13 protein-coding genes are annotated in these 15,158 nt (G+C 68.9%); 9 read left to right on the top strand and 4 right to left on the bottom strand.

The genetic code is table 11. The features are described from left to right. Positions 1-13: 13 nt before the first annotated feature. From AC05QJ_RS13360 to AC05QJ_RS13345, 4 genes are read right to left on the bottom strand one after another with little or no spacing between them, the layout of a single operon-like run. Positions 14-1,249 carry a cytochrome P450 gene (locus AC05QJ_RS13360; protein WP_476747301.1) on the bottom strand — a complete coding sequence of 412 codons (1,236 nt, stop codon included), beginning with the start codon at positions 1,247-1,249 and terminating at the stop codon, positions 14-16. Further along, a complete protein-coding gene (locus AC05QJ_RS13355; RefSeq protein WP_476747300.1) occupies positions 1,249-1,941 on the bottom strand; it encodes an HAD family hydrolase in 693 nt (230 codons plus the stop codon). The genes AC05QJ_RS13360 and AC05QJ_RS13355 overlap by 1 nt, the downstream gene beginning before the upstream one ends. After that, positions 1,938-2,234 carry an AfsA-related hotdog domain-containing protein gene (locus tag AC05QJ_RS13350; protein WP_476747299.1) on the bottom strand — a complete coding sequence of 99 codons (297 nt, stop codon included), beginning with the start codon at positions 2,232-2,234 and terminating at the stop codon, positions 1,938-1,940. The genes AC05QJ_RS13355 and AC05QJ_RS13350 overlap by 4 nt, the downstream gene beginning before the upstream one ends. Then, positions 2,161-2,952 carry an AfsA-related hotdog domain-containing protein gene (locus tag AC05QJ_RS13345; RefSeq protein WP_476747298.1) on the bottom strand — a complete coding sequence of 264 codons (792 nt, stop codon included), beginning with the start codon at positions 2,950-2,952 and terminating at the stop codon, positions 2,161-2,163. Before AC05QJ_RS13345 ends, AC05QJ_RS13350 begins: the two co-directional genes overlap by 74 nt. Before the next feature lie 565 nt (positions 2,953-3,517). Between AC05QJ_RS13345 and AC05QJ_RS13340 the strand changes: the two genes are divergently transcribed. Genes AC05QJ_RS13340 through AC05QJ_RS13300 form a run of 9 tightly spaced genes read left to right on the top strand, consistent with a single transcriptional unit; the run spans position 3,518 to position 14,964 of the window. Next, positions 3,518-6,205, top strand: a complete 2,688-nt coding sequence (locus tag AC05QJ_RS13340; protein WP_476747297.1) for a TonB-dependent receptor domain-containing protein — start codon at positions 3,518-3,520, stop codon at positions 6,203-6,205. Between the two features lie 26 nt (positions 6,206-6,231). Next, on the top strand, positions 6,232-6,906 hold the full coding sequence (locus AC05QJ_RS13335) for a class II aldolase/adducin family protein (protein ID WP_476747296.1): 675 nt from the start codon (positions 6,232-6,234) through the stop codon (positions 6,904-6,906). Next, the gene (locus tag AC05QJ_RS13330; RefSeq protein ID WP_476747295.1) at positions 6,903-7,730 is read left to right on the top strand and encodes a transporter substrate-binding domain-containing protein; all 828 of its coding nucleotides are present in this window, start codon (positions 6,903-6,905) and stop codon (positions 7,728-7,730) included. The genes AC05QJ_RS13335 and AC05QJ_RS13330 overlap by 4 nt, the downstream gene beginning before the upstream one ends. Beyond that, on the top strand, positions 7,723-8,475 hold the full coding sequence (locus AC05QJ_RS13325) for an amino acid ABC transporter permease (RefSeq protein WP_476747294.1): 753 nt from the start codon (positions 7,723-7,725) through the stop codon (positions 8,473-8,475). The genes AC05QJ_RS13330 and AC05QJ_RS13325 overlap by 8 nt, the downstream gene beginning before the upstream one ends. Next, positions 8,465-9,151: an amino acid ABC transporter permease gene (locus tag AC05QJ_RS13320; protein ID WP_476747293.1), complete on the top strand. Its 687-nt coding sequence runs from the start codon at positions 8,465-8,467 to the stop codon at positions 9,149-9,151. The genes AC05QJ_RS13325 and AC05QJ_RS13320 overlap by 11 nt, the downstream gene beginning before the upstream one ends. Continuing rightward, positions 9,139-10,323, top strand: coding sequence for a cystathionine beta-lyase (gene metC / locus AC05QJ_RS13315; protein WP_476747292.1), 1,185 nt, complete (start codon positions 9,139-9,141; stop codon positions 10,321-10,323). Before AC05QJ_RS13320 ends, metC begins: the two co-directional genes overlap by 13 nt. A 34-nt stretch (positions 10,324-10,357) precedes the next feature. Continuing rightward, complete coding sequence (locus tag AC05QJ_RS13310; RefSeq protein WP_476747291.1) at positions 10,358-11,392, top strand: ABC transporter substrate-binding protein; 1,035 nt, start codon at positions 10,358-10,360, stop codon at positions 11,390-11,392. Positions 11,393-11,418: 26 nt separating this feature from the next. Next, positions 11,419-13,710, top strand: a complete 2,292-nt coding sequence (locus tag AC05QJ_RS13305) for a TonB-dependent receptor (RefSeq protein ID WP_476747290.1) — start codon at positions 11,419-11,421, stop codon at positions 13,708-13,710. Between the two features lie 51 nt (positions 13,711-13,761). Then, positions 13,762-14,964 carry a dipeptidase gene (locus AC05QJ_RS13300; protein WP_476747289.1) on the top strand — a complete coding sequence of 401 codons (1,203 nt, stop codon included), beginning with the start codon at positions 13,762-13,764 and terminating at the stop codon, positions 14,962-14,964. The last annotated feature ends 194 nt before the right edge of the window (positions 14,965-15,158 follow it).

Raw genomic sequence — 15,158 nt, 5'->3', positions numbered from 1 at the left:
GTCCGTCCGCTAGTCAGAGAGGGGTGAAGCCGCGAACCGGCAGGCGGGTCGGACGGCGCAGGATGATGCCTTCGACCCATGGCAATTGTTCGGCCGGGGTATCGAGGCGCAGGTCCGGCAGGCGCTCGACGAGGATCTGCAGCACCGTGGTGATTTCCAGCCGCGCCAGGGCCGCGCCCATGCAGTTGTGCATGCCGTAGCCGAATTGCAGGTGGCGACCGTCGTCTCGGTCGAGACGGATCGCCAGCGGCTCGGGGAACACCTGCGGGTCGCGGTTGGCGGCGAAGGCGTCGGCGTAGATCACGCTGCCCGCCGGGATCACGCCCCAGGGCCCGTCCAGGTCGGTGCTGGCCAGCCGCGGGAAGGTGGAGATGGTGCCCAGCGGCAGCAGCCGCAGCAGTTCCTCCACCGCCGTCGGGATCAGCCGCGGATCGTCCACCAGGCTGCGGTACAGCGCCGGCTGGGCCAGCAGCACGTAGACCGCCTTGGTCAGCACGCTGAGGATGTTCTGGTCGCCGCCGATCAACACACCGAGCAGGATGCCCACCAGTTCCTTGTCGGTCAGCGCCGGCTCACTGTCGTGGCGGGCGGCGACGAAGCGCTGGATCAACCCGTCCGGCTCGGTGGGGCGGGCGCCGGTGACCAGGTCGGTGAGGTAGTCGTAGACGCCCCAGAACTGCCGCAGCAGGTCCGGCACGTCGGCATCGGAGGCGATCTGCACGGTGTGGCTCAGCGGCCGGTAGTAGTCGCGGTCGGCCAGGGGAATGCCGAGCAACTGGCAATCGACGGTGGACGGCACCTGCTCCAGCACCAGGCTGAACAGGTCGGTGCCCGGCGCCTGGCGCTGCAGCAGGTCGATACGGGCGTGGGTCACCCGCTCCACCGCCTCGCGCAGCAGCGCCACGCCGTTGGGGCTGAAGTCCCGTGCCACCACCTTGCGCAGGCGGCCGTGGTCGGGAATGTCGTTGTTCAGCAACAGCTCCGGCGGGGTGATGGTGGGCAGGAAACTCGGCCCGCCCTCTTCGTTGCACGGCGCGCGGATGGCGCGGTTGTCCAGCAGCAGCGCCTGCACCTCGGCGTGGCGGGTCAGGTGGATGGCGCTGTGGCCGCTGGGCAGAAGGATGCGCTTGAAACCGCCTTCCGGCGGCAGCTCGCGATACGCCGGCGCGGCGTCGAGGTTGGGGATGTGGGCAACGCTGATATCGGCGAGCCGCGGTGCGCGGGGCACGGTGTCGAGGGCGATGTTCATCAGGCGGGTTCTCCTTGTTCCAGGGCCACGTCCCTGACCAGCGCAGCGACGCCGGTGAGCCGGGCAATATCGGCCAGAGCCTGGGGATTACTGCGGAAATGCACGGTGTGCCAGCCACGGTCGGCAGCGGCGGCGACGTTGTCGGCCAGATCGTCGATCAGCAGGTTGGCTTCGGCCGGCAGCCCGGCGCGTGCCAGGGCGATGTCGAAGAAACGCGCGTCGGGCTTGCGGCAGCCTTCCTTGCAGGAATCGACGATCAGGTCGGCCACCGTCTCCAGGCCGACGATGGGCCGCCAGTGCGCCTCCCACTCGATCACGTTGTTGGTGAGGATGCCGATGGCGAACCCGGCCTGATGCAGGGTGCGCGCTGCCTCGACCATATGAACGTTGGCCAGCACCCCGGCGAACCACTGCTCGCCGAACTGGCGCAGGCGCGCCCGGGAAATGTCCGCCGGCGGCACCTGGCGTTGCAGTGCCAGCTCGACCCGGCGGCCCCACTCGTCCTCCGTCAGCAGCGCGTTCTCGATCGGCGCCAGCGGCGGCACGCCCAGCTCGGCGGCGACCTCGGCGATGGCCCGTTGCAGCACGGCCGGGGCCAGGCCGGTCTTGACCTCGTACTGCTCGAACAGCGCATCGATGGGCGGCGACAGCACCCCGCCGAAATCGAACCAGACCCGCTGGATGGCGCTCATCGCGCTCCTCCTGCGGCGATCCGCGCCGCCGGTTGCAACAGCGGTTGCAGCTCCACGTCGGCGCTGGCCAGCTCGGCGCCGCCCTGCTCCACCGTCAGCGTCACCAGCACCCGGCCGTCGTCCGCCAGGCGCAGGCTGTCGAGCCGCGCCTTGACCCGGGTCGCCAGACCGAACTCACCGAAGCGGGCGAATACCACCTTTGCGCGGCCCAGCAGCAGCTCATCCGGCGCCAGCCCGGCCTGACGCTTGGCGGCCAGCAGCGCGATCTGGCGGAAGCCTTCGAGCAGCAGCATGCCGGGTGTGGTCCAGCGGGTGGTCGAAGATCGCCGGGTTGCCCTGATCGACGATCAGCGTGGCCACCAGTTGCCCGTCCTCCACCTCGATCTCGCGGCCGAGCACCACGTTGTTCAGCCAGTGCCGGCCGACCTGGAACGGTGCCAGTGGTGCCGGCAACTGCGCCCTGGGATCGGCCTGTGGCGCGACGGCGGCGATGGCGCGGTTGCGCATCTTGTTCCAGGCGGCGTCGGTCATCCAGCGGATGGCCATGCGCTCGTGGCGGGCGGCGATGCGGCCATTGAGGCTGAGGGTCATGTCCAGGGTCACGCCGCTGCGCTGGCCGTGGCGCACGTACTCGTCCACCACCCGCACCTCGATCAGTGCCGACGCCGGGCGCACGCCCACCGCCAGGGCCTCGCGCTCCACGATATAGGTGTCGCTGTCGAGGTAGATGAACTTGTCGTTGGCGCTGACCTCGAGGAAGGCGTGGGACACGTAGATCGATGCCTGGCGGAACACCTCCAGCAGCAACAGCGTGTCGTAGTGGGCGTCGCGGTGGGTGTGCTCGCTGAAATAGCTGTGGGTGCGCGGCAGTTGCGCCAGGCAGCGGAAATGCCCGTCGCCGACGCGCTGGGCGCCGGTGAGGAACACCTCGCTGACCGCGGCGCGGTGGACCATGCCACGCGGCACGGTGTTCTCCAGGGTGCTGGGATCGGGATGCTGCAAGCTCGTCATGTGGGCAGGCCTCGTCAGGTTGTACGCAAGGGGGTTACTGAACCTGCTGTGCAACGGGCGGGCGGGATTTTCAGTGGCGGGACAGATCGATTGGTTACTTGCTTATAGCGGGAGTGTGTGGGGTTGGGGTTGGGGTTGCCCTTGAAATCGAGCGCCGTCCGCACGGCGCATCGCCGGCAACGCCGGCTCCCACATTTGTTGCAACGCACCATGGCCTGTGAGATTTGAGTTGCCAGCCTTTGGTGCTCGGCGATCTATTGCGGGGAGGCTACGGGGCTCGACTCGATATCGCGTACCAACAAGGCGATCAACTATGGCCTGACAGACATAGGTACGTTGCAAAAAATGTGGGAGCCGGCGTTGCCGGCGATGCGCCGTGCGGACGGCGCTCGATCTCAAGGGCGCTGAAAATCTCGAAACATGCTGCCGGCAACCCCACCCACCCCGGTTATATCCCCCAAACAACATGTTCTAACCCCACCACTGAAAATCCCCCGCGCCTCTTGCTCAAGGTCGGAAACAACAGCCAACACACCTTCGTGCTGCCTTGATCCGGAGTCGCCCCATGTCCCGACGCTTCACCCTCACCCCGCTGGCCTGCGCACTGGCCCTGCACCTGCTGCCCGCCACGGTGCTGGCCGAAACCGCCAGCGCGCCGGCCAGCCTGCAACAGCAACTCGACTACGACATTCCCGCCGGCAGCCTCGAAGAGGTGCTGCTGGCGATCTCCCAGCGCAGCGGCAAGGCCATCGCCTACGACCAGGCCCAGGTCGCCGGCCGCCACGGTCCGGCGATTCGCGGCAACCTGACCAGCCAGCAGGCGCTGGACTCGGCACTGCAAGGCAGCGGCCTCGGCTACAGCAGTACGCCCAGCGGCGCGGTGCGCATTCATCGCCAGGCCGACCACACACCCGCCACCACACCGCTCACCCCCGCTGCCGCCCCGCGCCTGGGCACCGTGCAGGTGCTCGGCACCCGCCGCAGCGATGTCACCGCGCTGGAGGGCAGCGCGCCGGTGGACATCATCGACGGCGACGCCCTGCGCCGCACCGGTCACGACAGCCTGGCCAAGGCCCTGGAAACCCTGGTGCCTTCGGTCACCTACCCGCAGATCAACGGCACCGACGGTGTCTCGGCCCAGCGCCCGGTGCTGCTGCGCGGGCTGGCGGCCGACCAGGTGCTGGTGCTGGTCAACGGCAAGCGCCGCCACGCCTCGGCCTTCGTCAACACCAAGGCCACCCTCGGCCGCGGCTCCCAGGCAGTGGACCTGGCGACCCTCCCGGTGTCGGCCATCGACCATATCGAGCTGCTGCGCGACGGCGCCTCGGCCCAATACGGCTCCGACGCCATCGCCGGGGTGATCAATATCGTGCTCAAGGACCGCGACCACGGCGGCGAAGCCCAGGCCAGCGTCGGCCAGTACACCAAGGGCGACGGGTTCAGCCGTTCGCTGTCGGGCTGGAAGGGCTTCAGCCTGCCCGGTGACGGCTACCTGACCTTCAGCGCCGAAGGCGTGGAAAGCGAACGCACCTCCACCGCCGGCGCCGACCTGCGCCAGTTCTACCCGGCCGGCGACAGCCGCGAAGCCGACGCCGACCGTCACTGGCGCTACGGCTCGCCGGGCCTCGGCGACTGGAAGATCGGGGTCAACGCCGGCACTTTCCTCAACGAAGCCACCGAGCTCTACGGCTTCGCCACCTACCAGGACCGCACCGCCGAATCCCAGGCTGTGTTCCGCCGGCCCATCGACGCCAACAACATCACCAGCGTCTACCCCAACGGCTTCCTGCCTCTATTGGACGTGCGCTCCCGGGACGGCGCCGCCACCACCGGAATCAAGTTCGAGGACAGCCTGCTCGGGCGCTTCGACCTCAGCGCCACCTATGGCCGCAACCGCATCGACTACCACCTGGGCGACTCGATCAACGCCAGCCTGGGCGCCAGCAGCCCGCGCAGTTTCGATGCCGGCGCACTGGTCAACGAGCAGACCCAGGTGAGCCTCGACCACGTCAAGGAATTCGCCGTCGGCTACGGCGCCGGCCCGCTGGTGTTTTCCAGCGGCCTGGCCTGGCGCCGCGAAGGCTACGAGGTGATTGCCGGCGACACCGCGTCGTGGGTCCAGGGCAGCGTGCTGCCGACCCGCGCCGGCGGCGCCCAGGGCTTTCCCGGCACCCAGCCGAGCGATGAAGGCAGCTATTCGCGCAAGGTGTTCGGCGGCTACCTGGGTCTCGAACAACAGGTGACCGACGCCCTGCAACTGGGCGTCGCGGGACGTAGCGAGCACTACGACGACTTCGGCACCACCACCACCGGCAAATTCTCCCTGCGCTACGACTTCACCGAGCGCTTCGGCCTGCGCTCGACCCTGAGCAGCGGTTACCGCGCACCGACCCTGGGCCAGATCGGCACCTCGGCGACCCAGACCGAGTTCGTTGCCGGCGATCCCACCGCCTACCAGGTTGGCACCGTCAGCGTCGATACCCCGGTGGCCCGCGCCCTCGGCGCCAGCGACCTGAAGCCGGAGAAGTCCACCAACCTGTCGGTGGGCCTGGTCTGGCAGCCGGTGGACGACGCCAGCCTGACCCTCGACGCCTACCAGATCCGCATCAAGGACCGCATCGCCCTGTCCGAAACCCTGCGCGGCACCACGGTCAGCCAGATCCTCGCCAGCCAGGGCTACGGCAACTACTCCGGGGTGAGCTTTTTCACCAATGCCCTCGACACCCGCACCCACGGCCTGGACCTGATCGGCCGCTACCGCCTGGACCTCGCCCAGGTCGGCGAGCTGACCTTCACCGGCGGCTTCAACTGGAGCAAGACCCAGGTCACCGATGTCAAGGACAACCCCGGTCCGCTGGCCGGCACCGGCGTGATCCTGATCAACCGCGAGGCCCTGAGCTACGTGCAGAGCGCCAGCCCGCAGAGCAAGCTGGTGCTCGGCGTCGACTGGCGCCAGGGCCCCTGGGCGGCCAACTTCACCACCCTGCGCTACGGCAGCTACACCCTCGATTCCAACAGCGGGCCGCAGTTCGACCAGACCTTCGGCAGCCAGTGGGTGAGCAACGCCAGCCTGTCCTACGACGTCGATCCGGCGCTGACCCTGACCGTCGGCGCCAACAACCTGTTCGACAGCTATCCCGACAAGATCGACGTGGCCAACCGCTTCGTCGGCGGCCGCGTGCAGTACCAGAGCATCTCGCCGGCCGGCGCCGAGGGCGCCTTCTACTTCGTCAAGGCCAACTACCGCTTCTGACCCGTCACCCGCACAGGAACACCGCCATGACCACCCTGATCGACTCCCGCGATCCGCTGTTCATCGTCCAGCAATTCGAAAAGGACTTCGCCGCCGCCCTCGCCCTGCTGCACCGCCACCAGGCGCTGTCGGCCAACGAAGCGGGCAATATCAGCCTGCGCCTGCCGGGCGAGGAGCAACTGCTGATCGCCTCCCTCAACGGTCCCGACGCCGGCACCGCCGCGCTGCTCGATTTCGACCTGCAACGCAGCCAGGGCAGCCTCACCGAAAACCTGCGGGAAGTGGCCGCGCTGCACGTGGCCATCTACCGCGAACGGCCCGCCGTGCGCTCGGTGATCCACACCCACTCGCCGTACCTCAGTGCCTTCGCCATTGCCGGGCGGCCGCTGCGACCTCACGCCAGCCAGCTGCTCGGCGTCCTCGACGAAGACCAGTCGATCCCGCTCACCGCCTGGGGTCCGCGTTACTCGGCAGAGCCGGTGGTCGCCGCGCTGCGCGAACACCCCCGCGCCCCCGCCGCGCTGCTGGCCAACCACGGCCCGTTCGCCTGGACCGAGCGCGACCTGCTGGCGACCACGCGGCTGCTGATCAACCTGGAAGAGTCCGCGCACCTGACCTGGCTCGCCGCCCAACTGGGCACGCCGCAGCCCTTCCCGGCCGGCGCCGCAGCGCTGTCGCGGCAGGGCTGGGTGGCGCCATGAAGCGCTTGCTGTGCCTGGCAGCGCTGCTGCTCAGCACGGGCGCCGGCGCCGAGCCACTGCTGGAGCGTGCGGTGGCCCGCGGCATGCTCAACGTGTGCAGCGGCGACGAGTTCCCGCCCTTCAAGTTCCTCGATGCGCAGGACCGACCCGCCGGGCTGATCCCCGACCTGATCGGCGACCTGCACCAGCAACTGTCTGCCGCCACCGGCAAGCCCCTGGCGTTGCGGCTGGTGCAGGTCAACCCGGTCAATCGCATCCTGTTCCTGCAACAGGGTCGCTGCGACCTGCTGGTGACCTCGATGCTCGACACCCCGGCACGGCGCCAGCAGGTGGACTTCGCCAGCCCCGGCTTCTACAGCTCCGCGGCCACGGTGTTCGCACCAAAATCCACGCCGCTGCCGGACTGGCAGAGCCTGCGCGGCAAGGCCCTGTGCGCGCCGGCCACCAGTGTCTGGGTGCGGCCGCTGGAAGAGCGCTATGGCGTGCGTTTCGTTTCCTTCAACGGCAGCGCCGAGGTGCGCAAGGCGGTGGCCGACCAGCGCTGCCTCGGCGCCCTCGGCGACGACGTGCTGTACCAGGCGCTGGCGGCCACGCCCGGCTGGGAGGACTACGAGATCAAGCTGCCCGGCCAGGACCCGGCACCCTGGGGTATCGCCCTGCGCAAGGACCAGCCGGAACTGCTCAAAGCGCTGTCGTCCATCGTCGAGGGCTGGCATGCCGAGGGCCTGATCATCGCCCTGGAGCAACGCTACGGCCTGCAACCCAATCCCTGGGTCGCGGAACAGCATCAACGCGCCCAGCGTCAGGTCGCCGCCCATGAGTGACGTGGATCTGCAGGCGTGGCTCGAAAGCCACGGCCTGGTACTCAGCGTTCTCTGGGACCCGCTCGACCGCAGCCGCCTGCTCGAAGGTCTGGGCCTGACCCTGGTGATGGCGCTGGTCTGCGGTCTGGCTTCGCTGCTGATCGGTGCCCTCGGCGTCGCCGCCCAGTACAGCGCCCGACCGTGGCTGCGCGGGCTGGTCAACGGCTACGTGGCACTGTGGCGCAGCACGCCGCTGCTGGTGCAGTTGTTCTTCCTGTACTTCGGCATCGGCGCCCTGCTGCCGCTGACGACGGGCGCGGACGGCAGCGAGGTGCGCCTGCTCGGCGGCACCGGCTGGGCGATCATCGCCATCGCCCTGTACAGCGGCGCGTTCCAGATCGAGGCGCTGCGCGCCGGCATCGACGCGGTGCCCCGGGGCATCCGCGAAAGCGCCACGGCGCTGGGCCTGCACGGGGTGCCGCTGTGGCGCCACATTCTCCTGCCGCTGGCCCTGCGCAGCAGCCTGCCGGCGCTGGGCAACAACCTGGTGCAGACCCTCAAGGCCACCTCGGTGGCCTACGCGGTGGCCGCGCCTGAACTGCTCTACGCGGCCAACCGCATCTGGTCGGACCGTTTCAATGTCGGCGAGATGATGCAGGTGCTGCTGCTCACCTGGCTGTTGCTGATCGGCACCTGCACCTGGCTGCTGGGCCGCCTCGAAGCGCACCTGCGCCTGCCCGGACGCGAGGTCGCCGATGGCCGCTGACGACTCGCTGTGGTGGCTGCTCTGGCACTGGCTGCCGTCCCTGGGCCGGGGCTTTTCCCTGAACATCGCCATGGGCCTGCTGGCCATGGCCGTGGCCACCCTCGGCGGTGCCCTGCTGGGCCTCGCCCAGGTCCTGGCGCCACCGGCCATGGCGCGGCTGGCCGGGCGTGTCGGGCGTGGCCTGCGCAACCTGCCGTGGCTGGTGGTGATGTTCTACGTCGCCTACCTGCTGCCCTACGAAGTGCAGGTGGCCGGGCACTGGCTGCAACTGCCCGACTGGCTGAAGGTCGCCCTCGGCCTGGCGCTGCCGGCCAGCGGCTACGTCGCCGAGATGCTCCGTGGCGCCTTGCAGGCGGTGCCCGTCGGGCAGTGGGAAGCCGCCCAGGCCCTCGGCCTGTCGCGCGGGCAGGCGCTGCGCTGGGTAATCCTGCCGCAGTCGCTGCGCAGCCTGTTGCCGCCGTGGATGAACCTGTTCTGCACCCTGTGCATGTCCACGTCGCTGGGCAGCCTGCTGGGCGTCGAGGAACTGATGACCGTGCTGCAGAGCCACCTGTCCGGCCAGTTGCGCCCGGACGTGCTGCTGCCGGCCTACGCCCTGGCCTTCGCCGCCTTCTTTGTTTTCGTCTACCCGCTGGCCCGCTGGGCCCGCCATCTGGAGCTGCGATGGAGCCACTGAATCCCTGGCGCGACGACACGCGCCTGACCCACGCCGGCCGCGATCCGGCCAGCCACGCCGGCACAGTGAACACCCCGGTGTACCGCAGCTCGACCTTCATCTGGCCGAGCGCCGCCACCCTGCCGCACTACCTGCAACAGGCCGATGACCCGCACCTGCGCGAACACATCTACGGACGCAACGGCAACCCCACCACCGCTGCCTTCGAGGATGCAGTAGCGGCGCTGGAAGGCGGCTTCCGCAGCCTGGTGATGCCCTCGGGGCTGGCGGCGATCGCCGGGGCGCTGCTGGCCCTGGTGCAGCGCGGCGACCATGTGCTGGTCACCGACAACTGCTACGGCCACGCCCGCCAGTTGTTCGAGCGGGTGCTGCCGGAGATCGGTGTGGAGGTCGAATTCTTCCCGCCGCTGCTGGGCGCCGACATCGCCGCGCGGATGCGCCCGGACACCCGCCTGGTCTACGCCGAGGCACCCGGCTCTAACACCTTCGAGGTGCAGGACATTCCGGCCCTGGCGCGGGTCGCTCATGACCACGGCGCGCTGCTAGTGATGGACAACACCTGGGCCACGCCGCTGTTCTTCAAACCCTTCGCCCATGGCGTGGACGTGTCGCTGCAGGCCGCCACCAAGTACCTGGTGGGCCACAGCGACGCCATGCTCGGCGTCATCACCACCACCGAGGCGCTGTACAGCCGGGTGCGCGAGCGGGTGCGCCTGCTCGGCTACATCGCCGGCGCCGACGACGCTTACCTTGGCCTGCGCGGCCTGCGCACTCTCGGCGTGCGCCTGCGTCAGCACCAGCAATCGGCGCTGGCCGTGGCGCAGTGGCTGGCGGGACGGCCTGAAGTCCTCAAGGTGCTGCATCCGGCCTTGCCCGACTGCCCCGGCCACGCGGTTTTCAAGCGTGATTTTCTCGGTGCGTCCGGATTGTTCGGTGTGGTCCTCAAACCCGTACCCGAGGCCGCCCTGCACGCCTTTCTCGACAGCCTGCGGCTGTTCGCCCAGGGCGCGAGCTGGGGCGGCTTCGAGAGCCTGATCCGCATCGCCCATGGCCGCCGCGCCTTCCCCACCGACCTGCCGGACGGCCCGCTGCTGCGCCTGCATGTCGGCCTGGAAGCGCTGGACGACCTGATTGCCGACCTCGACGAGGGCCTGGCCCGGCTGCACCCCTGAACCCTGTTGCACCTACCCTTCAAGGAGAACCCCGATGAGTGAACCCCTGACTACCTGGTACAGCATCTGCCCGCTGCTGGTGGCGTCCAACCTGGCCGTGGAGCTGGGCTGGCTCGATGAAGAGTTCGAGCACGTCGGCGCCGTGCCGCGCTACCTGCGCTCGCAGCCCGACAACCAGGGCTGGCTGAGCCATTTCACCCATGGCCAGAGCAATCTGATCCGCGACGGCGGCGCCACCCCGGCGCTGTGGGCGCGGGCCGAGCACAGCGACACCCTGCTGCTGGCCACCACCGCAACCCAACGCGCCGGGCAGATCCTGGTTCGGGCCGACGGACGCATCCGCCAGGTCGCCGACCTGTTCGGCAAGCGCATTGGCGTGCCGGTGAGCCGCAACACCCAGCGCATCGATGTGCTCAAGGTGGTCGCCGAACAGGGCATCGCCAGCGCCCTGGAACTGGCCGGCCTGCAAGCGGGCCAGGTACGCCTGGTGCCGATCGAGGACGAAGGCGATCCCCACGCCCTGCAACCGGCCCGCCGCCCCGCCGCGCTGTGGGCGCAACTGCGCACCCTGCACAGCGGCCCCGGCGCCGAACTGCAGGCACTGCTGGACGGCCGCGTCGATGCCCTGCACGTGAGCTACGGCCATGTACCGAAGTTGCTGGCCAGCGGGCAATTCACCGTGATCGAAGACCTCGAACGCCACCCGGACTGGACCCTGAAAAACCAGAACGGTCCCTACGTCACCACCGTCGACCGCGCCTTTGCCGAGGCCCATCCCGAGGTGGTGGTGGCCTTCCTGCGGGCAGCGATCCGTGCCGGGCGCTGGATCGAGCAGTTCCCCGAAGCCGCTGCATCGCTGCTGACCCGGGTCACCTTCCTGCCCGGCGCCGCCTTTATCGCCGACAGCCTGCGCGGCCGCGAACTGGTGCCCAGCCTGGCGCCGCGCAACCTCGCTGCGCTGGAGCTGAAAAAGCAGTTTCTGGTGAAACACGGCTATCTGCGCCAGGACTTCGACCTGCACGCCTGGGCCGCCCCCGACTACCTCGCCCAGGCCCTCGCCAGGCTCTGACGGACTTCATTCGCCAAGGATCGCTCATGACTTACCGCTTGCCCCCGTTCACCCGCAAACACCTGCCCGGCCTGCTGTTCGGCGGCCTGCTGGCCGCACCGGCCTGGGCCGACGACACCACCCTGGACAAGGTCCAGGTGGTCGGCGCCCGCGTCACCGAAGCCAGCGCCGCCATCGGCGAAGACCGCATCAGCAACACCCTGGCCATCTCCCACGAAGCGCTGCTGTCGGCGCCGGCGGGCACGTCGGGGCTGAAAATGCTCGAAGCCCTGCCGGGCTTCAACGTTCAGGTCAACGACGCCCTGGGCCTCTACGAGTTCGGCAACTCGGTGTTCGTCCGCGCCTTCAACCTGCAGCAGATCGGTTTCTCCATCGACGGCGTGCCGCTGGGGCGCAGCGACCAGTTCGGTGGCAGCCCGATCTACCGCTATGTCGACAACGAGAACACCCAGCGGGTGACCGCCTCCACCGGCGCCGGCGACGTGACTCAGTCCGGCTATGCGTCCCTCGGGCCCTACGTCGACTACCAGACCAGCGACCCGGCCTCCGAGCCCGGTGCCAGCCTCTCCTACACCCTGGGCAGCGACAGCCTGAGGCGCAGCTTCCTGCGGGTGGAAACCGGCGAATACCAGGGGCTGTCGGCCTATGTCAGCCGCTCGAAGATCGACGGCGATCTGTGGCGCGGACCCGGCACCATCGACCGCGAGCATCTGGAAGCCAAGGTCCGCTACCGCTTTGGCGACGGCAACAGCCTGTGGCTGCGGGCGGTGCACAATGCCTTCCACGACTTCGACTCGCCCTACGTCAGCCTGGCCCAGTACCACGGCACCGCCAACGATGCCTTCGGCCGCTCCGGGCGCGACTTCCCCTACCTCGATTACCTCCCCGACCTGCCGCAAACCGTGCCGGGGGTGCAGTACAGCAACACCGGCTACAACCAGTACTACAAGCAGGCGATCAACCAGCGTCGCGACACCCTCTACAGCCTCGGCGGCCAGTTCCGCCTGAGTGACAGCCTGAGCCAGTACGCCACGCTCTATTACGAGGGCAAGCGCGGCTACGGCGTATCGCCGGAGGCCTACGCCACCTCGCTGGCGCTGCACAACGCCGAGGCCAACGTACCCGGTCTGTTCGACCCCAGGGGCGTGCAGTACGGCCTGTCGGCCCTGAGCGGCCATCGCTATGGCGGTCGCACCGGCCTGCAATGGGAGGTCGGCAATCATCGCCTGGAAGCCGGGGTGTGGGCCGAGAAGGACGTGTTCAACCGCCTGCAGGCGCGCTACAACCTCACCGACGGCAGCCCGGCGGGCGATCCGTTGCTCAACGAACCGGTGCACCTGCAGGGCGACTTCACCTCCACCCGCGACTCGCTGCAACTGCACCTGAAGGACACCTGGGCGCTGCTCGACGACCGCCTGCTGGTGCAATACGGCTTTAAGCGCCTGCAACTGGACTACCGCATCGAAGGCCAGCGCAACGCCGGTGACTACATCGCCGGGCGCAACCCGCGACTGTCCACCACCTGGCGCGACGGCTTCCTGCCGCAGCTCGGAGTGGTCTACAACCTCACCGACAGCGCCCAGGTGTTCGCCTCCTACTCGGAGAACATGGCCCTGCCCCGCGGTGCCGACGACATCTACCGTGCCGCCAGCCCGCAAGCGCCGGCGCCGGAAGCCGAACGGGCGAAGAACTACGAGTTGGGCTGGCGCCTCAACCGGCCGACCTTCAACGCCGCCTGGGCGCTGTACCGCAGCGACTTCGACAACCGCTTGCAGGCCTTCGCTTCACCGGTGCCGGGCAGCAGCCAGGTGGAAACCTTCTACCAGAACGTCGGCAAGGCCCAGGCCTACGGCACCGAACTGAGCGGCCAGTGGAAACCCCGCGCCCTCGGCGGCCAGGTGGTGTTCAACGGCGCCCTGACCTACAACCGCGCCCAGTTCCAGGACGACGCCGCGGGCCTGGCCCTGAGCGGCAACGACCTGCCCGACAGCCCACGCTGGCTGGCGCAGAGCGGGGTCACCTGGGAGATCACCCCGTGGGCCATCGTCAACGTCTCGGCGCGCTACATCGGTGAGCGCTACAGCAACTTCACCAACACCGAGCGAGTGCCCGGCTACACCCTGTACAACGCCTACCTCGACCTCGGCGGCGAAGCCTGGGGTGGCGGCGCGCTGAAAAGCGTCAAGCTGCGCTTCAACGTCGACAACCTCTTCGACAAGCACTACCTGGGCTACATCCTCACCAGCACCACGGGCCCGGCGGTGTTCCGCCCCGGTTCGCCGCGCACCTTCCAGACCACCCTCAGCGTCGACTTCTGACCGCCCCGGCCGCGCCTGCGGGCGCGGTCCCCGATTGCCGGAGCCTGTCCCATGAAACCTGTACTGCTAGCCCTGGCCCTGGCGAGCTTTGCCGCCCAGGCCGCCGACGATGTCACGCCCCAAACCCTGGCCCTGCACCAGCGCCTGCTGATCCTCGACAGCCACCTCGACACCCCGCTGCAACTGACCCGCCCCGGCTGGGACATCGCCCAGCGTCACGACGCCAAGGCCGACGGCAGCCAGGTCGATCTGCCGCGCATGCGCGAGGGCGGGCTGGATGGCGGTTTCTTCGCCATCTACACGCCCCAGGGCCCCCGCGACGAGGCCGGCCTGGCCTACGCCAGCGCCTATGGCCTGGCGACCCTGCAACGCATCCGCGACATGATCGACCGCCAGCCCGACCAGTTCGCCCTGGCCCGCAGCGCCGACGACGCCCGGCGCATCGCCGCCAGCGGCAAGCGGGTGGTGTTCATCAGCATGGAGAACGCCGAGCCCCTGGCCGCCGACCCCGGCCTGCTGCGCGCCTACCGGCGCCAGGGCCTGAGCATGCTCGGGCTGGTGCACTTCACCAGCAACCGCTTTGCCGACTCGGCCACCGCCCTGCCGGAATGGCACGGTCTCAACGACAAGGGCCGGGCCCTGGTGAGCGAGGCCAACCGGCTGGGTATCCTGCTGGACGTGTCCCACGCCTCGGACACGGTGTTCGACCAGGTGCTGGCGTTGTCCCGCGTGCCGGTCATCGCCTCCCACTCCAGCAGCCGTGCGGTCAATGCCCACCCGCGCAACCTCGACGATGAGCGTTTGCGCCAGCTGGCGGCCAAGGGTGGCGTGGTCCAGGTCACTGCCTACAGCGACTACCTGATCCCGCTGACGCCCAACCCCGAACGCAACAAGGCGCTGGCCGCGCTGGGCACGCGCTTTCGGCATATCGCCGCGCTGAGCCCGGACCAGGCCCGCGAACTGTTCGCCGAACGGGCCGAGATCGACCGTCGCTATCCGCAGCCACGGGCAGATCTGGACGTGTTCATGAAGCACCTGCTGCATGTGCTGGAGGTGGTCGGGCCACGGCATGTGGGGATTGGCGCGGACTGGGACGGTGGTGGTGGCGTGACCGGGCTGGAAGACGTCAGCCAGCTGCCCCGCATCAGCCAGCGCCTGCTGGATGCGGGGTACAGCGAGCAGGACCTGGCGGATATCTGGAGCGGGAACCTGCTGCGGGTGCTGGAAGAGGCTCAGGCAGGCGCATCTTCGTAGGAACCCGCCCGCCGTGCTGTTGCGCAGAGAACTGGCCACTGTGGGAGTCGGCCGCCGATGATGGCGTCATTACAGACAACACATTGCCTGTGCTCAATGCCATCCTCGTAGGAGTCCGCCCGCCGCCCCGGCGCCGCGCTGTCGCGCAGCAAACATGAAGCGTACGACGCCAGTTACGCGGTGCCGCTTACATC

It is taken from the genome of Pseudomonas sp. TUM25319, assembly GCF_056388475.1.
Note: the sequence above shows the minus strand (reverse complement) of the source record. Positions and strands in the feature narration are given on the sequence as shown.